The sequence below is a fragment of the Acinetobacter sp. C13 genome (assembly GCF_016809775.1).
Lineage (GTDB): Bacteria > Pseudomonadota > Gammaproteobacteria > Pseudomonadales > Moraxellaceae > Acinetobacter > Acinetobacter pittii.
The window spans coordinates 889,081-903,564 of sequence record NZ_JAFBJL010000001.1 but is presented as its reverse complement, the minus strand read 5'-3'; the positions used below and the strand labels follow the sequence as shown (position 1 = coordinate 903,564).

Sequence of the window (14,484 nt, the reverse complement as noted above, 5' to 3'; positions counted from 1 at the left end):
GAACATTATTATAAAGCAAAAGACGAAAATTTCGCACCACTTTTCAATTAGAAACAATTAGCAAAAAGTATGATAAGACTGATGAAGAAATATTGAATATAAACATATAGAAAATTTATATTTACTTTAACGTTTAACTTGAGAAAAATTTATAATTACAAACTTCAAAAACATCAAAAGTAAATAAATCATAATTTTTCAATTAGTTAAAAGGCACTATATTTCTAGAATATACATAAACCTGCTTATCACTGCGCATTAAGGCACTTGTAAACTGTCTTTTTCTATTATTCAACACAACCTCGATTTGTGCTTGAAAAAAGTTCGACTTCACATCTAAAAGGCTATTAACTTCAGTTTTCTTTTGCGCATCAACTGCTGAAAAAGCATTCAATTGCCATAATTCATCAATATTTTGAAAGAACTTTAAATTCTGTTGGCGTAATTGAAGTTCTTTTTCTATAGTCCCTAAATCTAATTTTTGATCAATACTCGCTAATACTAATGGCGATGCGGTATTAACATTCACTTTTGTATTTTCAGGTAATGCAGAAATATATGGTGCTATTAAATCATATTTCTTGCCTTCAAAACCTCTTACCAATTTCAACTCTTCTATACGATGAAATTTAGCATTTGAAGCAAAATAGCCAGGGTCAAGTCCTTCATAATAGTTACTTTCTGCCCCCATAGGGCCGCTTGGTTCATCATCTGGATCTTGCCAATCAATAACTGCTTGACTTAACTCTGCTGGCAATCCTACACGCACAAGCAATCGCTCAAACCAATTTTTAGCAGCTTCGTTTACCTTGCCTTCATTGGTCGTTAAATTGTTTAGATTAAATTTTCCTGACTCATCTAGTAAGCGCCCCGATACGGCTCCATCTTCTATTGGAAAAGGTGGCATTGGCTGAGCCCAACTTTCCTTTAAATGATCGATACCACCAGCATTATTTGCATCTTGAATTAATAATTCAGAAAAAAAAGCTTCTGCACTTTTTGCATAGAGTAATGACTGATTTTGACGCATCAAATAACCCGTATTTTCCATCGTATTAGTTTGATGCTTTGCGATAGAGGCAGCTAAAATTGTAGCCAAAGCAACCATTATCAAAATTGTGAGTAACGCTACACCTTGCTGATTTTTTTTATAGAGTAACATTTATTGACCTCCCTGTTTGGAGAGCGATAAGTCACCTTGGTTTAAGCTATAAATCCACTCATAACTTACACCTGCAACCGTGAGTTGCATTTTTATTCCTTTTGGCAACTTCCTAAATTCATCAGGTTTTGTAGGGTCAATGTTAACTTCAGGCCACTTTGTTACTTCTTGAGGTGTCAAAACCATAATTTGAAATTGTTCAACTTGGCTCAACAGCGTACTTGATAAGGGTTGCTCTCTATTTGAAGTATTTAAGTTACTATATTTTAGGCGATAAAGCTTTTTTTGATCAGGATCATATCGATATTCGATACGCTCAAAAGGTGATAATCCTTGCTTTAATGGATCAGTAACACCCGCCTTACTAAAGCGGAGAACTTGATTATCAATCTCTAAAGCTGGACGTAATTGCCCGCCTTGATTGGCTGATAAAGGTATAATTTGCAATGTATCACGCAAAACTTGTTGATAAGCATCTTGTAATTCAAATAGCTGCACTTCATGTTGAGTATTACGATCGCGAACTTTTAATAAATAGTCAAAAACCTTCCAACCCAACAAAGATAAAATAGCAAAAATTGCAATTGAAACTAAAAGCTCAACTAAAGTAAATCCTGAGGCACGAGTTAATCGAGCACTGCTCGATCGTGTCGCAAGATGAGAAACTATGTTTCGAGTGTGAGAGTCTTTAAAGCAATGCTTTGTCTGAGCGCAAGACGAAGAGCTTTGCTCGGAGTAACCCCTCATCATCTGCTCCAATCGTACCGCAAGACGGGAAGCTGAGCTTGGAGAGCGAAAACTTTTATTCTTTATCATTATTTTGCTTTCATTGGATAATTAAAAAACACCAAGTGAGTAATACCATTTTGAACTTTGCCCTTATCAGAATCATATAAGCTAATTTGTAAATCTACTTTCTGAACATTCGGGCTAATTGTAGATTGTGCAGATTTGTCAATCTGCCATGTTTCGCCTTGAGAAGTAACTTGCTTACTTTGAGTACCTTCAAGCCATTCCTGATTTATCTCCATTAAAGCAATTTCATTCATTGCTACAAACTGAGCTTTGGTTCTAAGAATTGCATTTGAGGTAGATTGAGTATATTGCATGGCTACTTTAGTTAACGCGACAGCCGCTACTGCAAAAATTGCTAAAGCAACCATTACTTCTAATAGAGTAAAGCCTTTAGATTTCATTTATTTTACCCAAATGATCAATTTGTATTTCTGAACCAATTGGTTTTTGTTCAAAGTAAAACTGTATTTTCACAGTTTTAGCTTCACCGTTACCGAACCAGATTAACTGCGGAGCCTGCCCTCCAATTAAATCGGTATTCGTAGCTTTTGAATAGTTTTGCTCATCTAAAGGTTGTATTGTAAACGATACATGTTTAGGCAACTGGCGTGTATTAAACTCAGAATATTTCTGCCAGCGATTTTTTAAATCTTGGACCTGTAATTTACTCTGGTCGTGATACTCATACAATTCATAAGAAAATGGTGAAACATCTGTTTCACTGAGAGTAGATAAAGCTAAAACACGAGACTGATCAAGCGACTCTTTACCAATTTTATGCATATCAAGCAAAAATAACTCTCTTGCTTGCATCGCTTTCTTTTGGTCAACCCCACCTATGTTGAGTAGAACTAAAGAAGTCATAATCGTCATAATAACAATCACCACCATCACTTCTATGAGAGTAAAACCTTTTTGGGATTTAAGTGGTGATTGAAATTTCATATCGACCTAAGCATATTGCTCAACAGCTTGTTTAGGTAAGGCTAAAGCCTGATCAATATAAGCCACTCTTAAAGTGTCTCTTGAACCTAAATATCGTTGATAAAAACTTGAATTGAGAATAGCTGCCGCACCATGAGTTAATGACCAAATAGAAGCAAGATAATCTCGTGTAGGCATACTGCTTTGAATAGATTCCAGGTAATGGTCTGTCATGCGAATGATAATTCGCAATCTCTGTTTACGCACTTGATAAAGTTCGTGAAAAAGATGATGTACGCCTTGAGCAGTGATTGAGAGTTTTTCCTCAATTTGATGAAATAAAACTGTTCGTTCAGGATGATGTAAATGATGCAACATGAAAAAGGCCAAATGCTCTGGAAAGGCTTTTTCAGTATCTTGAACCATTTCAAGTAACATACGCTCATTACGAATAATCAACAGCATGTACAACTCATCTTTACTTTGAAAGTGTTTGTACAAAGTTCCTTTTGCTAAATCAAGCTCAGCAGCCAAGACATCGAGTGTCATTCCGGCTTCGCCATTTTCTAGCAATAATTGTTCCGCAACCTGAAATATTAATACTTCTCTTGCTCGGAACTGAGCCTGACGATCCATCTTCACGCAATTACTCTCTTATATAGTTTCTATAACCTAAATCGCTTTTAGCAAGTTCTCAAAATTTTGTGAGGTGATCATTGCAATTTCCTCAACCGATTTATCATATACATCACTGAGCGCTTTGGCTACATAAGGCACATATTTTGGTTCATTTGTTTTACCACGATATGGGACAGGTGCTAAATACGGGCTATCTGTTTCAATTAAAAGGCGATCTAGTGGAACCTGTTTAGCTACATCGCGCAAATCCTGTGCATTCTTAAATGACACAATACCGGAAAAAGAAATGTAATAACCACAATCAAGTACAGCTTTAGCAGTTTCCCAATCTTCAGTAAAACAATGCAGAATCCCATGTGTTGAGTGTTCAGCACGGATAATATCTACCGTATCATGCTTTGCTGATCGGGTATGAACGACAACTGGTTTTTTTACAATTTTTGAAGCTTGGATATGTCTTGCAAAACATGCTTTTTGCTCTTCAATAAAATCAGTACTGTGATAATAGTCCAGTCCAGTTTCACCTAAAGCCCATACTTTTTCTGATTGAGCCAATTCAACCAAATACTCAGTTGTTGCACGTGCCATTGTGCCCACATCCTCACAAGGGTGTACACCTACCGTATAACCAACATCTGCATGTTTATTTGCAATTTCAGCCAATGCAATATGGTCATCGAGATCAACGGAAATTGCCATAAACTTAGACACTCCTTCTGCTCGCGCCGCTGCAAGCGCAAGGTCCAGATCACCGTTATAAGGTGTTAAATCTAACATCGTTAAATGGCAATGCGTATCAACAAACACTTTTCTTTCCTATTTAATTACATCGTATAACTTGGACGGTCTAGAGACATACTACCAGCCAAAACTCGTTCTGCCTCAGTTTTATAGTAAATTCCCTTATCTCCGCTTAACTGAATAGCAAAACCCTGAGGTTTAAATCCACTTTGCTTATGTGATATCCAAATCACTTTACCAGTTAAAGGAATTTTCTGAGACTGCTCAGGTAAAGTAGCCAAAATGAAAATTTCTTGTCCCATTTTCACCTTTTGTTTTGACGGCACAAAAAGGCCTCCACCTTGCACATATCCCATATAGCTTGCTTGCAAAGTAGCTTTATCAGGAATATTTACCTGAATAATCCCCCCCATTTGCGTTTGCATGATTTTCCCCTTAAATATTCATTAATGTTACAAATAATTGATCTATAATAAGTTGAGTTTGAACATTTTGTTCAACAAGTTTTTTTGCCTGTTGCAATTCATTATAAATATTAAATAAGCTTTCTAAATCATAATATGGACTTAACTGCTCAAAATCTATATCAGTATTTTTTTGTGGTTGATTAAGCTTGATACAAATTAAATCACCCAACAAGTATTCAAAAAGTACGATAAAATCATTAAAACTTAACTCTTTTTGCCACTTGCCTGAGAAAAATAGAGGCATATTTTTTTGAGCAACAATTTTAAGCCAATCATTTAAGAAAATCTGTCTTTTCACAAACCAGTCACTTTTAGCAATTTCCATTGCTTGTAAAGGCATATCATTAGATAAGGCAAGCAATAAATCAGGCTGTACTTCGGCAAGTTCAGATAAATGCTCATTCAAGTATGATGTAGCTTGCTCATATGAGATACGATCTAAAGCAAAATGTTGCAATCGGCTACGAATAGTAGCTGGTAATTTAAGATAGTGATCTGCCAATAAAATTAAAACAACACGTTCACCTGGTTCTTCTAATGTCTTTAGCAAAGCATTTGATGACGCCAAGTTAAGCGCTTCAGCAGGTTCAATCAGAATAACACGCCAACCTTCTCCAGTTTGTTGCACAAAAGGCAGTAGGTCACGAATCTTTTCAATTTTGATTTTTGCATTCTGCTTTTTATTTTCTTCATCCGTTGTGATATGGACATAATTGGGATGAGTATCTGATTTTAACCATTGGCAACTGCTGCACTCACCACAAGGGCCCTGCGGCTGCTTATTTAAACAAAGGACCCAAGCCAAAAAATGTTTTGCGAAAGCATGCTTTCCACATCCTTGCTTGCCGTAAAATAGTAAGCCGTGTCCAATATTGGGAAACCTTGTTGTTAAAGTCTCCCATGTTGTTTGCTGCCAAGGATAAACCTTTGAAGTTACATTCGGATTCATTAAAAATTAACGCTTATTCAAAAGATTCAACAGGCATATTATTTAAGCGATCAAGATCAGCTTGAGTATCCACACCTGGTGGCAAATTGGCTTCGGCTACAGCAATTGCAATTCGATGACCATTTTCCAAAACACGCAATTGTTCAAGGCTCTCTAGCTTTTCAAGCTTCCCCATATCCCATGTTACATATTCTTGTAATAAGTTCACTCGATAAGCATATAAACCTAAATGGCGAAATGCTTGTGAATGTAAAGTATGTTCATCATGCTTAGCCCCATCTCGATCATAAGGAATGGTAGCCCGACTAAAATATAAAGCTTCATTTTGTTTAGACATGACTACTTTTACAATACTGTCACGCTGAAACTCATCTAAGGTATGAATCGGCTCACACAACGTAGACATCGAACAATTTGGTTTATCAACCAAAAGTTCTGCAACTTGCTGAACAAGTTGAGCTGGCAATAAAGGTTCATCACCTTGAACATTTACAATAATATCGTCTGCATCCCAACCCTTAATGCGAGCAACCTCACTTAAACGGTCTGTACCTGAAGGATGATCAGCGCTGGTAAGAACTACATCAATTCCATCTGCACGGCAGATCTCAGCAATACGTTCGTCATCTGTTGCCACGCATAAATCATCAAAACCTTCGACTTTTTTTGCCTGATCCACTACACGTAAAATCATAGGACGGTTATGAATAAGCAACAATGGTTTACCTGGCAAACGCGAACTTGAGAAGCGTGCTGGAATGACGATGTGTTTCATTTTTTCTTCCTAAGATAATTGAATATCAAGTTCTTGCAATTGCATTTTTAAAACCTGATAACACTGTGTAGACAGGACAGCTTTAACAGGAACTACCCAAATAGATTGTTTAAATTCAGGATGTTTTTCAAGTAATGGTAATAGTTTAACTGCATCTTTTTCAGTTGTAATAAGTGGCAGCTCATCATTAAAAATTAAGTCATTGATTGTGTAATCATGATGATCGCGAAATGCATGTTCTTGGAATTGCTTCACCCCTAGATCTTTGAGTGTTTGATAAAACCGTTGAGGAAAACCAATACCAACTACAGCATGATAATTATTCTCAAGATTAAGGCTTGGTTTAGAATTAGATAAAGGGTTAAGTAAATATGGCTGTCCTGTCTCGAGATGCATGTTTAATTCTGTATCAGGTTTATGAGTATGCTCAATCACTGTTCCAGTTTCTAAACGTTCAACAGGCTCTCGCAGATAGCCTTCAGGTAATAGTTTTTTATTCCCTAAACCACGATTTTGATCCAGTACAATCCACTCGATCTGTCGATCTAATGCCCAATGCTGCAACCCATCATCACTAATAATCAAATCTATTTCTGATGACTCAAGCAATAACTCTATTGCAGCCTGTCTATTGGGACCTACCGCCATTGGTACACTTGTAGCCTGAACAATTAATGCTGGCTCATCCCCCGCCTGAGTTACCTGGGCACCCGAGGTAACCAGCATTGGAAAAGGACCATTACCCCCATATCCCCGACTAATTACCCCCACTTTTACATCATGCTGCTGTAGATAATTCACTAGTTGTATGAGCAAGGGAGTTTTTCCACTTCCGCCTACTGTGATATTACCTATAACCATCACAGGTACGGGCGCTTTATAAACTTGCTTAAAACCTGAATTATAAAGATTACGATTTAGTAAAAACCCAGCCCGATACAAACAAGACAATGGACGTAAAGCAATCAACCAACTCGATTGTTTATTCCATGCATTCTGGATCAGCTGGGCTAATGACATGCTTAGTTATCCTCGAAATTACGCTGATGTAATTGATAATAAGCACCATGTTTTGCGAGGAGTTCTTGATGAGCACCTTGTTCAACAATTTGTCCTTGATCCATCACTACAATACGGTCAGCATTCTCAATTGTTGATAATCGGTGAGCAATGACAATCGTAGTGCGGTCTTGCATCGCTTCATCAAATGCTTGCTGAATAAAATGTTCAGATTCATTATCAAGAGCACTTGTAGCTTCATCTAAAATTAATATTGGAGCATTCTTTAAAATTGCTCGAGCAATAGCAATTCGCTGACGCTGACCACCAGATAAGTTTAGGCCCTGTGCCCCTAAAACAGTATCATAACCATTTGGTAAGTTCATAATGAAATCATGTGCATATGCAGCTTTTGCAGCGGCATGAATTTCCTCATCTGATGCACCTTGCAACTGACCATACGCAATGTTTTCACGAACAGTACGATTAAATAATACAACTTGCTGATTTACCATTGCGATTTGGGTACGCAAACAAGAAAGATCAATGTCATTAATTGGCAAACCATCTAAGTAAATTTGCCCACTTGATACTTCTTGGAAACGTACCAACATATTAACTAATGAGCTTTTACCAGCGCCTGAACGCCCAACTAATGCTACAGTTTGACCAGGGAGAATATCTAAAGAGAAATCTTTAATAGCTTGTACGCCATCAGCATAATTTAATGCCACATGATCAAAACGAATCGCACCATTTAGTTTAGGTTTCAACTGACCGTTATTTTGCTCTTCAGGCAAATCTAATAGTTCAAAAACAGAGTGAGCTGCCGCCAAACCACGTTGTAACTTTTCATTAACATCAGTCAGGTTTTTTACTGGTTTTGCTAATAGACCAGCAGCTGTAATGTAAGCCACGAACTCACCAGCACTGGTATTACCTAAAATCTGTGGTCGTAAAGCTAACCATACAATAAGGGCCATCGCACAAGCCATCACTACCTGAACCACAGGGCTATTCAGGTTTTGTACAATTACCATTTTTAAACCACGTTTTAAGTTTTCTTCCGATGATTTATAGAATCGTTCTTGTTCAAACTCTTCACCAGCAAAAGTTTTTACTACAGCATTACCATTGATACTCTCTTGTACAACGTGATTCACATCACCCATCGTATCTTGAACCTGTAATGAGAGTTTTCGCATACGTTTTGAAGCTTTACGTACCAATACACCAATTACGGGTAAAAATACAAAAATACATAGCGTAAGACGCCAATTGGTATAAAACAGATAACCCAATAATCCTAGAGTAACCATCCCATCTCTAACGATGGTTCTCAATGACTCTGAAGAAGCTGCCGTTAGCTGCTCAACGTTATACATAATCTTGGCAGTAATATGGCCAGATGAATTATCTAGGTAATATTGTGCAGGTAGTCTTAAAAGTTTGGCATATACTTCTTGGCGAATACTAAAAACTAAACTACGTGAAATCACCGCAGTATAGTAACCTCCCATAAAAAGGCCTAAACCACGGAAAAAAACCAATAAAATGATTAATAATGGGAACCAATCCAAATTAGCTCTACTGCCATTTTGGATTGCATCAATAATAAATTTAATCAATTTAGCAACGGAGACTTCTGTTGCTGAGTTAATACCGAACCCGATAAGAACTAATAAGGCCACGCCCCAATAAGGTTTTAAATAGGCTATGAGACGCAAATAAACCTTAAAATCTTGATTCACTCAGAAAAACCTCTAGAAGGAACTTTGGTACTAATATTGATGTTAACAAAACCGAGTTGTCCTGCTACATCCATAACGCGAATTACATCCTGATGAGACGCTTTGGCATCCGCAGCAATGATGAACATAAAATCACGGCGCTCTTGAGCAACTTGCTTAATCGCAGTACTCAGATCAGCAACCTCTTTAGACGAAAGTGCCTGACCATTTACAGCATAATGACCAGAAGAGTCTACCACGACTTCAATTTTGTGATCGTACTGTTTTGGTGGAACACCTTGTGCATCTGGTAACGTTAAATTGAGGCGACTTGGCTGATTAAAAGTAGTCGATAGTAATAAAAAAACCAAAATGAACAACAAACAGTCAATCATAGGCGTTAAATTGATATGAATGTCTTCAACCTGAGAACGTTTAAATTTCATCTGGCTATTCACCCATCACCCAACACGACGATGTTCTGCTATAGACGAGGAACGTTTATAGAACAATGAGGCATGAAATAAAGTCGATTGCTGTTCTAGTTCAGCAATATAATCTTGTACTAGTCTTTGGAAATAGCGATAAGCAACTAAAGCAGGAATCGCAATTAACATTCCCACAGCTGTAGTAATAAGCGCTTTAGAAATACCCGGAATCATTAAACTTGGACTACCTGCCGATCCAAAATCAATCACAAGGAATGACTCAATAATCCCGACTACTGTACCAAGCAGCCCTAATAAAGGCGCCACAGCACTCAAAGTCCCCAAGAAATTAATATTTTTCTCTAAATAAGAAATTTCTTGAGAAGCGGCTACTTCCATTTGTGCACGTGCAAATTGCTCACCATGCTCACGATGATCAAAACCTGCTTTTAAAATATGAGCCAATGCGCTTTTTTGCACATCTACATTTTGTTCCAAATTTTCCACAATATCTTCAGTTCTTAACGAACTATCATCAATTAATGCTTTGGGTAGAACTTGTGAACGTCTTAACCGAACAAAACGTTCAATGCTGATCGCAACAGTTAAAATTGAGCATAGAATTAAAGGCAGCATCAACCAGCCACCCGCTCTCACAAGTTCCCACATATCTTCTTCCCCAAGAATATAAAATTAGAAATATATGACCCAAATGTAAATTAATCAGGCAAACAAATATTTAAAATGCCATCTAACTCATCTAAGGTATGGTAATGAATAACAAGCTTACCCTTACCTTTTTGATTATGATCAATTTTCACATTAGCGCCAAAACGCTCTGATAATTTTTGTGTCAATTGTTCAATATCAGGTGCTACAGGTGCTTTTTCCTTCTCCTGCTTAGGCTCACTTCTATCACGCACCAATTGCTCTGTTTGACGAACAGATAGTCCTTTTTCAATTACGATTTTAGCAACGTCTAATTGATCTTTATCCTTTAACGTCAAGATAGCTCGAGCATGCCCCATATCAAGCTGGCCTTGCTGCATGAAATCTTTAATTTCATCCGCCAAACTCAACAAACGAAGTAAATTACTTACTGTAGTACGTGCTTTCCCTACTGTGTCAGCAATTTCTTGATGGCTCAAACCGAATTCATCATGAAAACGCTGCAAGGCTATAGCCTGATCAATCGGATTTAAATCTTGACGCTGAATATTCTCAATAAGCGCCAGTGCAATAGCAACCTGATCATTTAAATCACGAACAATTGCAGGAATTTCAGTTAAACCCGCAAGTTGCGCTGCACGCCAGCGTCGTTCACCCGCAATGATTTCGTATGGATGTGCTTCATCATCAACTGGACGAATTACAATAGGTTGCATCACTCCATGTTTTTCAATAGAAGATGCTAACTCTTGCAAATCATGCTCATGAATAAAGCGACGTGGTTGATATTCACCACGTTTCAATAAATTTACATCAATTTGTTTCAACTGTCCGTGGTCAAGTGCCTGTGCTTCCAGCTGTAATTTTTCTTTTTGAATTGAACCAAGTAATGCATCTAAACCACGTCCTTTAGCCAATCCGCGTTTTTTGATGCTCATACTTTACTTCCTTTCTTTAATTTACTTTTCTTCAACATCTCAGCTGCAAGATTTAAGTATGCAACTGCACCTTTAGAACTTTTCTCAAAATAGATAACAGGCAAACCATGCGCCGGCGCTTCTGCTAAGCGAACATTACGTGGAACGACAGTATCATAAAGTTTTTTACCGAAATACTGTTCTAACTCAGCAGATACATCACGTGTTAAAGCATTTCGTGCATCGTACATTGTACGTAATACACCAATAATTTCTAAATCAGGATTTAATGCCTTTTGAATACGATCAATAGTCTGGGTTAAATCAGCTAAACCTTCTAGCGCATAATATTCGCATTGCATTGGAATGATTACACTATCTACAGCTGCCAAAGCATTAACAGTAATCAAGCTCAAGCTTGGCGCACAATCCACTATGATAAAATCAAATGAGTTTCGGATTTCATTCAGAGCATTTTTTAGAATAAATTCGCGCCCTTCTTGCTCTGCAATAGCAAGCTCAACACCGGAAAGTTCACGATTAGAACCTAAAACTTTATATCCGACTTCTGCTTTTTGAATGGCCGTTTCAATTGGTACTTCACCAAGTAGAACATCCGTAATGGAATACAAAAGATCGTTCTTTTGAATACCAGACCCCATCGTAGCATTACCTTGTGAATCCATATCTACAAGTAATACACGTTTCTTTAATACAGCTAGAGACGCTGCAAGATTTACTGCAGTCGTTGTTTTACCAACACCACCCTTTTGGTTTGCAATCGCAATAATTTGAGCCATGGTAACCCTAATACTTTTTATTTAAATACGTTGAAGTAAAAGTAAATGACGTTGTTCATCAAGTCTTGGTACGCGCAGCTCAATCACTTTACATGAAAAGTCCTGCTTAAGTTGCTCAATTTCCTCAACTGGCACAACTCCTTTCATTGCTGCAATTATACTGCTTTGATGCAAGTATGGCTGAGCTGCATCTACAAAATCCGTTAAAGAAGCAAAAGCGCGACTTGTAATCACATCAAATTGACCAAGCTCATCAATTGTATCTTGATTTTCAACACGTGTTTGCACGGCTACTACGTTTTTTAACTTAAGGTCAGCAATAAACTGTTTCAAAAAACGAATTTTCTTACCATTTGAATCAAGTAATACACATGAGCGTTCCGGCTGACATAAAGCAATGATCATGCCTGGCATACCACCACCTGTACCAACATCAAGCAAACGGCCTGTTGGCAAATCTTTCAAAATACTTAGGCTATCTAACAAATGCTTCACTAACATTTCTTTCGGATCACGAATCGCTGTTAGATTATAAGCTTTGTTCCAAAGTACCAAAGCATCTTGATACTTCAACAATAATGTCAAAGCTTCATCGCTAAGCGATAAACCTAATTTTTGACTACCCTGTTGTAACTCTTGAAAAAACGGATGCATAAACAGATAACATCTAAGTAAAATTTAAAACAAAGTATACCCATTTATGCATCGTGGAACACTAGTTAACGATTAGGGATTACACACTTAATCGTAGAAGCCTTCACGAATTTGCAAATCTAGCTCCATTAAACGCTCAGGCGTTCCCACATCTACCCATGCACCTTTAAGCTTTTCACCAGATATTTTCTGATTATGCATCGCTTGCTTCAATAGTGGAGCTAAAGGACGCTTACCCGCTTCCAATCCGTCAAAAAGTTTAGGATGAATAACAGATAGACCACTAAAAGTGAGGTTTTCGCCCGTCACATCTTGATCGAATGTAAAAGCGCGCCCATCCAATAATGTAAAGTCACCTTCAGGATGCTGTTTAGGATTATCAACCAACACAAGATGTGCCAAATCATCATTTAGCTTAATATGGCGCAGACCTTCAAAATCCATTGTGGTCCATACATCCCCATTCACCAGAATAAAAGGATCTGTTCCAAGCAGTGGCAAAGCATTAATAATTCCACCAGCTGTTTCTAGCCCTTCATCCTCTCGTGTCCAACGGATATCCACACCAAATTGAGAGCCATCACCTAAACTACTGATGAGCTTGTCGGCCAACCATGCAGAATTGATGACTATTTCAGTCACACCAATTTTCTTAAGTTTTTCAATATGCCACACAATCAGGGGTTTACCACCCACCTCAAGCAGAGGCTTTGGTGTATATAGCGTAAGTGGACGCATACGATTGCCCAAGCCAGCAGCAAGAATCATTGCTTTCATTATGCTGCTACCTCATAGCTACCATATTTCTCGATAAATTTAGGCATCACGTTGTTATTCATAAATACCATAAACTCTTCAAGCTCAGCGTAACCACGGCTTTCTTCAAGCAAATACCACATGACACGTGGTAAATCCTTCAAATAACCAGACTTACCATCGCGTTCAAACAAGCGAACAAAAATACCTAGAATTTTAATATGGCGTTGGATGGCCATTAAATCTGCATCACGTTTAAATTGATCAAAGCTACGATTCTTTTTTGTCGACGCTGGTAACAGGTCATAAAACACTTTAAACCATTGATAAACACGATCAGCGTTCCATTGAACATATGCATCACGAGTAATCGAAATTAGGTCATATGTATCAGCGCCAATAACAGCATCTTGGAAGTCGATTACCCCTAACTCTTGCTCATCGGTAATTTTCATCAAATTTCGACTATGAAAATCTCGATGTACAATAACTTGTGGTTGGGCTAATGCAGCATGAGCCAAGAAGTCAAATGCATTATCAATCGTTTTTTTCTGTTCAGCAGTCGGCTGAATAGAAAGCGACGGTAACATCCAGTCTGTGAGTAGATGCATTTCCGACATTAATTTTTCGTAAGAATAAGCTGGGAACTGATTAGTCCCGTCAATAGACTGCAATTGAATAAGTTGTTTAAAACTTTGTTCGTAGTATTTATCAACAGTTTCATTAGTTAATAATGTCGACAAAAGCACATCACCAAAGTCTTCTAACAATAGAAAACCTTGAGCCAGATCTTTCGCGACGATCTGAGGCACACGTACGCCATGGCTCGCAAAAAACTCGTCAATGGTCACAAACGGAACACAGTCTTCTTTTTCTGGAGGGGCATCCATGAGCATATACGTTTTATTTTGTAACTCGATACGCGCATAACGGCGGAAGCTTGCATCACCTGCTAAAAAAGCGATCTTAAATTGATCATTTTCAAGAACAGATGTAAGCCATGTATATATCAATTGTTCACGTTGTGTATTCATTTGCAATAAAATCTAAAACAAGCTGAGATTTTTGAAGGGTTAAGT

The 14,484-nt window shown here is 37.7% G+C and carries 18 protein-coding genes; all 18 read right to left on the bottom strand.

Features of this window, described 5'->3' with window-relative positions; genetic code table 11:
- Positions 1-202 precede the first annotated feature (202 nt).
- The gene (gspK, locus tag JGE69_RS04425) at positions 203-1,162 is read right to left on the bottom strand and encodes a type II secretion system minor pseudopilin GspK (RefSeq protein WP_199112430.1); all 960 of its coding nucleotides are present in this window, start codon (positions 1,160-1,162) and stop codon (positions 203-205) included.
- Positions 1,163-1,978, bottom strand: a complete 816-nt coding sequence (gspJ, locus tag JGE69_RS04420) for a type II secretion system minor pseudopilin GspJ (RefSeq protein WP_199112429.1) — start codon at positions 1,976-1,978, stop codon at positions 1,163-1,165.
- The gene (gene gspI, locus JGE69_RS04415) at positions 1,978-2,358 is read right to left on the bottom strand and encodes a type II secretion system minor pseudopilin GspI (protein ID WP_002121425.1); all 381 of its coding nucleotides are present in this window, start codon (positions 2,356-2,358) and stop codon (positions 1,978-1,980) included. Before gspI ends, gspJ begins: the two co-directional genes overlap by 1 nt.
- On the bottom strand, positions 2,348-2,902 hold the full coding sequence (locus JGE69_RS04410) for a type II secretion system protein (protein ID WP_199112428.1): 555 nt from the start codon (positions 2,900-2,902) through the stop codon (positions 2,348-2,350). The genes gspI and JGE69_RS04410 overlap by 11 nt, the downstream gene beginning before the upstream one ends.
- Positions 2,903-2,908: 6 nt before the next feature.
- Positions 2,909-3,517 (bottom strand): TetR/AcrR family transcriptional regulator, encoded by a 609-nt coding sequence (locus JGE69_RS04405; protein WP_005069536.1) that lies wholly within the window; start codon positions 3,515-3,517, stop codon positions 2,909-2,911.
- Positions 3,518-3,553: 36 nt separating this feature from the next.
- Positions 3,554-4,327, bottom strand: a complete 774-nt coding sequence (locus JGE69_RS04400) for a TatD family hydrolase (RefSeq protein ID WP_005069538.1) — start codon at positions 4,325-4,327, stop codon at positions 3,554-3,556.
- Between the two features lie 17 nt (positions 4,328-4,344).
- The gene (locus JGE69_RS04395) at positions 4,345-4,686 is read right to left on the bottom strand and encodes a PilZ domain-containing protein (protein WP_069123115.1); all 342 of its coding nucleotides are present in this window, start codon (positions 4,684-4,686) and stop codon (positions 4,345-4,347) included.
- Between the two features lie 10 nt (positions 4,687-4,696).
- Entirely contained in the window at positions 4,697-5,677 is a 981-nt protein-coding gene (locus JGE69_RS04390; protein WP_069123111.1) for a DNA polymerase III subunit delta', read from the bottom strand.
- A gap of 13 nt (positions 5,678-5,690) precedes the next feature.
- The gene (gene kdsB, locus JGE69_RS04385) at positions 5,691-6,452 is read right to left on the bottom strand and encodes a 3-deoxy-manno-octulosonate cytidylyltransferase (protein WP_199112427.1); all 762 of its coding nucleotides are present in this window, start codon (positions 6,450-6,452) and stop codon (positions 5,691-5,693) included.
- Positions 6,453-6,461: 9 nt separating this feature from the next.
- Positions 6,462-7,472, bottom strand: a complete 1,011-nt coding sequence (gene lpxK, locus JGE69_RS04380) for a tetraacyldisaccharide 4'-kinase (protein ID WP_069123106.1) — start codon at positions 7,470-7,472, stop codon at positions 6,462-6,464.
- A 2-nt stretch (positions 7,473-7,474) separates the two neighbouring features.
- A complete protein-coding gene (msbA, locus tag JGE69_RS04375) occupies positions 7,475-9,202 on the bottom strand; it encodes a lipid A export permease/ATP-binding protein MsbA (protein ID WP_199112425.1) in 1,728 nt (575 codons plus the stop codon).
- Positions 9,199-9,627, bottom strand: coding sequence for an ExbD/TolR family protein (locus tag JGE69_RS04370; protein ID WP_005069548.1), 429 nt, complete (start codon positions 9,625-9,627; stop codon positions 9,199-9,201). Before JGE69_RS04370 ends, msbA begins: the two co-directional genes overlap by 4 nt.
- Positions 9,628-9,642: 15 nt before the next feature.
- Positions 9,643-10,278, bottom strand: a complete 636-nt coding sequence (locus tag JGE69_RS04365) for a MotA/TolQ/ExbB proton channel family protein (protein WP_069123103.1) — start codon at positions 10,276-10,278, stop codon at positions 9,643-9,645.
- Positions 10,279-10,328: 50 nt separating this feature from the next.
- Complete coding sequence (locus JGE69_RS04360) at positions 10,329-11,216, bottom strand: ParB/RepB/Spo0J family partition protein (RefSeq protein ID WP_069123101.1); 888 nt, start codon at positions 11,214-11,216, stop codon at positions 10,329-10,331.
- Positions 11,213-11,995, bottom strand: a complete 783-nt coding sequence (locus JGE69_RS04355; RefSeq protein ID WP_199112423.1) for a ParA family protein — start codon at positions 11,993-11,995, stop codon at positions 11,213-11,215. Before JGE69_RS04355 ends, JGE69_RS04360 begins: the two co-directional genes overlap by 4 nt.
- Before the next feature lie 21 nt (positions 11,996-12,016).
- On the bottom strand, positions 12,017-12,649 hold the full coding sequence (gene rsmG / locus JGE69_RS04350; protein ID WP_002121443.1) for a 16S rRNA (guanine(527)-N(7))-methyltransferase RsmG: 633 nt from the start codon (positions 12,647-12,649) through the stop codon (positions 12,017-12,019).
- Positions 12,650-12,736: 87 nt separating this feature from the next.
- On the bottom strand, positions 12,737-13,426 hold the full coding sequence (murU, locus tag JGE69_RS04345; protein ID WP_002121402.1) for an N-acetylmuramate alpha-1-phosphate uridylyltransferase MurU: 690 nt from the start codon (positions 13,424-13,426) through the stop codon (positions 12,737-12,739).
- Positions 13,426-14,439 (bottom strand): aminoglycoside phosphotransferase family protein, encoded by a 1,014-nt coding sequence (locus JGE69_RS04340; RefSeq protein WP_014206588.1) that lies wholly within the window; start codon positions 14,437-14,439, stop codon positions 13,426-13,428. The genes murU and JGE69_RS04340 overlap by 1 nt, the downstream gene beginning before the upstream one ends.
- Between the last annotated feature and the right edge of the window lie 45 nt (positions 14,440-14,484).

What these genes read in the sequence shown, in the direction of transcription:
- gspK (WP_199112430.1), bottom strand. Translation starts at nt 1,162, where the DNA reads ATGTTACTCTATAAAAAAAATCAGCAAGGTGTAGCGTTACTCACAATT.
- gspJ (WP_199112429.1), bottom strand. Translation starts at nt 1,978, where the DNA reads ATGATAAAGAATAAAAGTTTTCGCTCTCCAAGCTCAGCTTCCCGTCTT.
- gspI (WP_002121425.1), bottom strand. Translation starts at nt 2,358, where the DNA reads ATGAAATCTAAAGGCTTTACTCTATTAGAAGTAATGGTTGCTTTAGCA.
- JGE69_RS04410 (WP_199112428.1), bottom strand. Translation starts at nt 2,902, where the DNA reads ATGAAATTTCAATCACCACTTAAATCCCAAAAAGGTTTTACTCTCATA.
- JGE69_RS04405 (WP_005069536.1), bottom strand. Translation starts at nt 3,517, where the DNA reads ATGGATCGTCAGGCTCAGTTCCGAGCAAGAGAAGTATTAATATTTCAG.
- JGE69_RS04395 (WP_069123115.1), bottom strand. Translation starts at nt 4,686, where the DNA reads ATGCAAACGCAAATGGGGGGGATTATTCAGGTAAATATTCCTGATAAA.
- JGE69_RS04390 (WP_069123111.1), bottom strand. Translation starts at nt 5,677, where the DNA reads ATGAATCCGAATGTAACTTCAAAGGTTTATCCTTGGCAGCAAACAACA.
- kdsB (WP_199112427.1), bottom strand. Translation starts at nt 6,452, where the DNA reads ATGAAACACATCGTCATTCCAGCACGCTTCTCAAGTTCGCGTTTGCCA.
- lpxK (WP_069123106.1), bottom strand. Translation starts at nt 7,472, where the DNA reads ATGTCATTAGCCCAGCTGATCCAGAATGCATGGAATAAACAATCGAGT.
- JGE69_RS04370 (WP_005069548.1), bottom strand. Translation starts at nt 9,627, where the DNA reads ATGAAATTTAAACGTTCTCAGGTTGAAGACATTCATATCAATTTAACG.
- JGE69_RS04365 (WP_069123103.1), bottom strand. Translation starts at nt 10,278, where the DNA reads ATGTGGGAACTTGTGAGAGCGGGTGGCTGGTTGATGCTGCCTTTAATT.
- JGE69_RS04360 (WP_069123101.1), bottom strand. Translation starts at nt 11,216, where the DNA reads ATGAGCATCAAAAAACGCGGATTGGCTAAAGGACGTGGTTTAGATGCA.
- JGE69_RS04355 (WP_199112423.1), bottom strand. Translation starts at nt 11,995, where the DNA reads ATGGCTCAAATTATTGCGATTGCAAACCAAAAGGGTGGTGTTGGTAAA.
- rsmG (WP_002121443.1), bottom strand. Translation starts at nt 12,649, where the DNA reads ATGCATCCGTTTTTTCAAGAGTTACAACAGGGTAGTCAAAAATTAGGT.
- murU (WP_002121402.1), bottom strand. Translation starts at nt 13,426, where the DNA reads ATGAAAGCAATGATTCTTGCTGCTGGCTTGGGCAATCGTATGCGTCCA.
- JGE69_RS04340 (WP_014206588.1), bottom strand. Translation starts at nt 14,439, where the DNA reads ATGAATACACAACGTGAACAATTGATATATACATGGCTTACATCTGTT.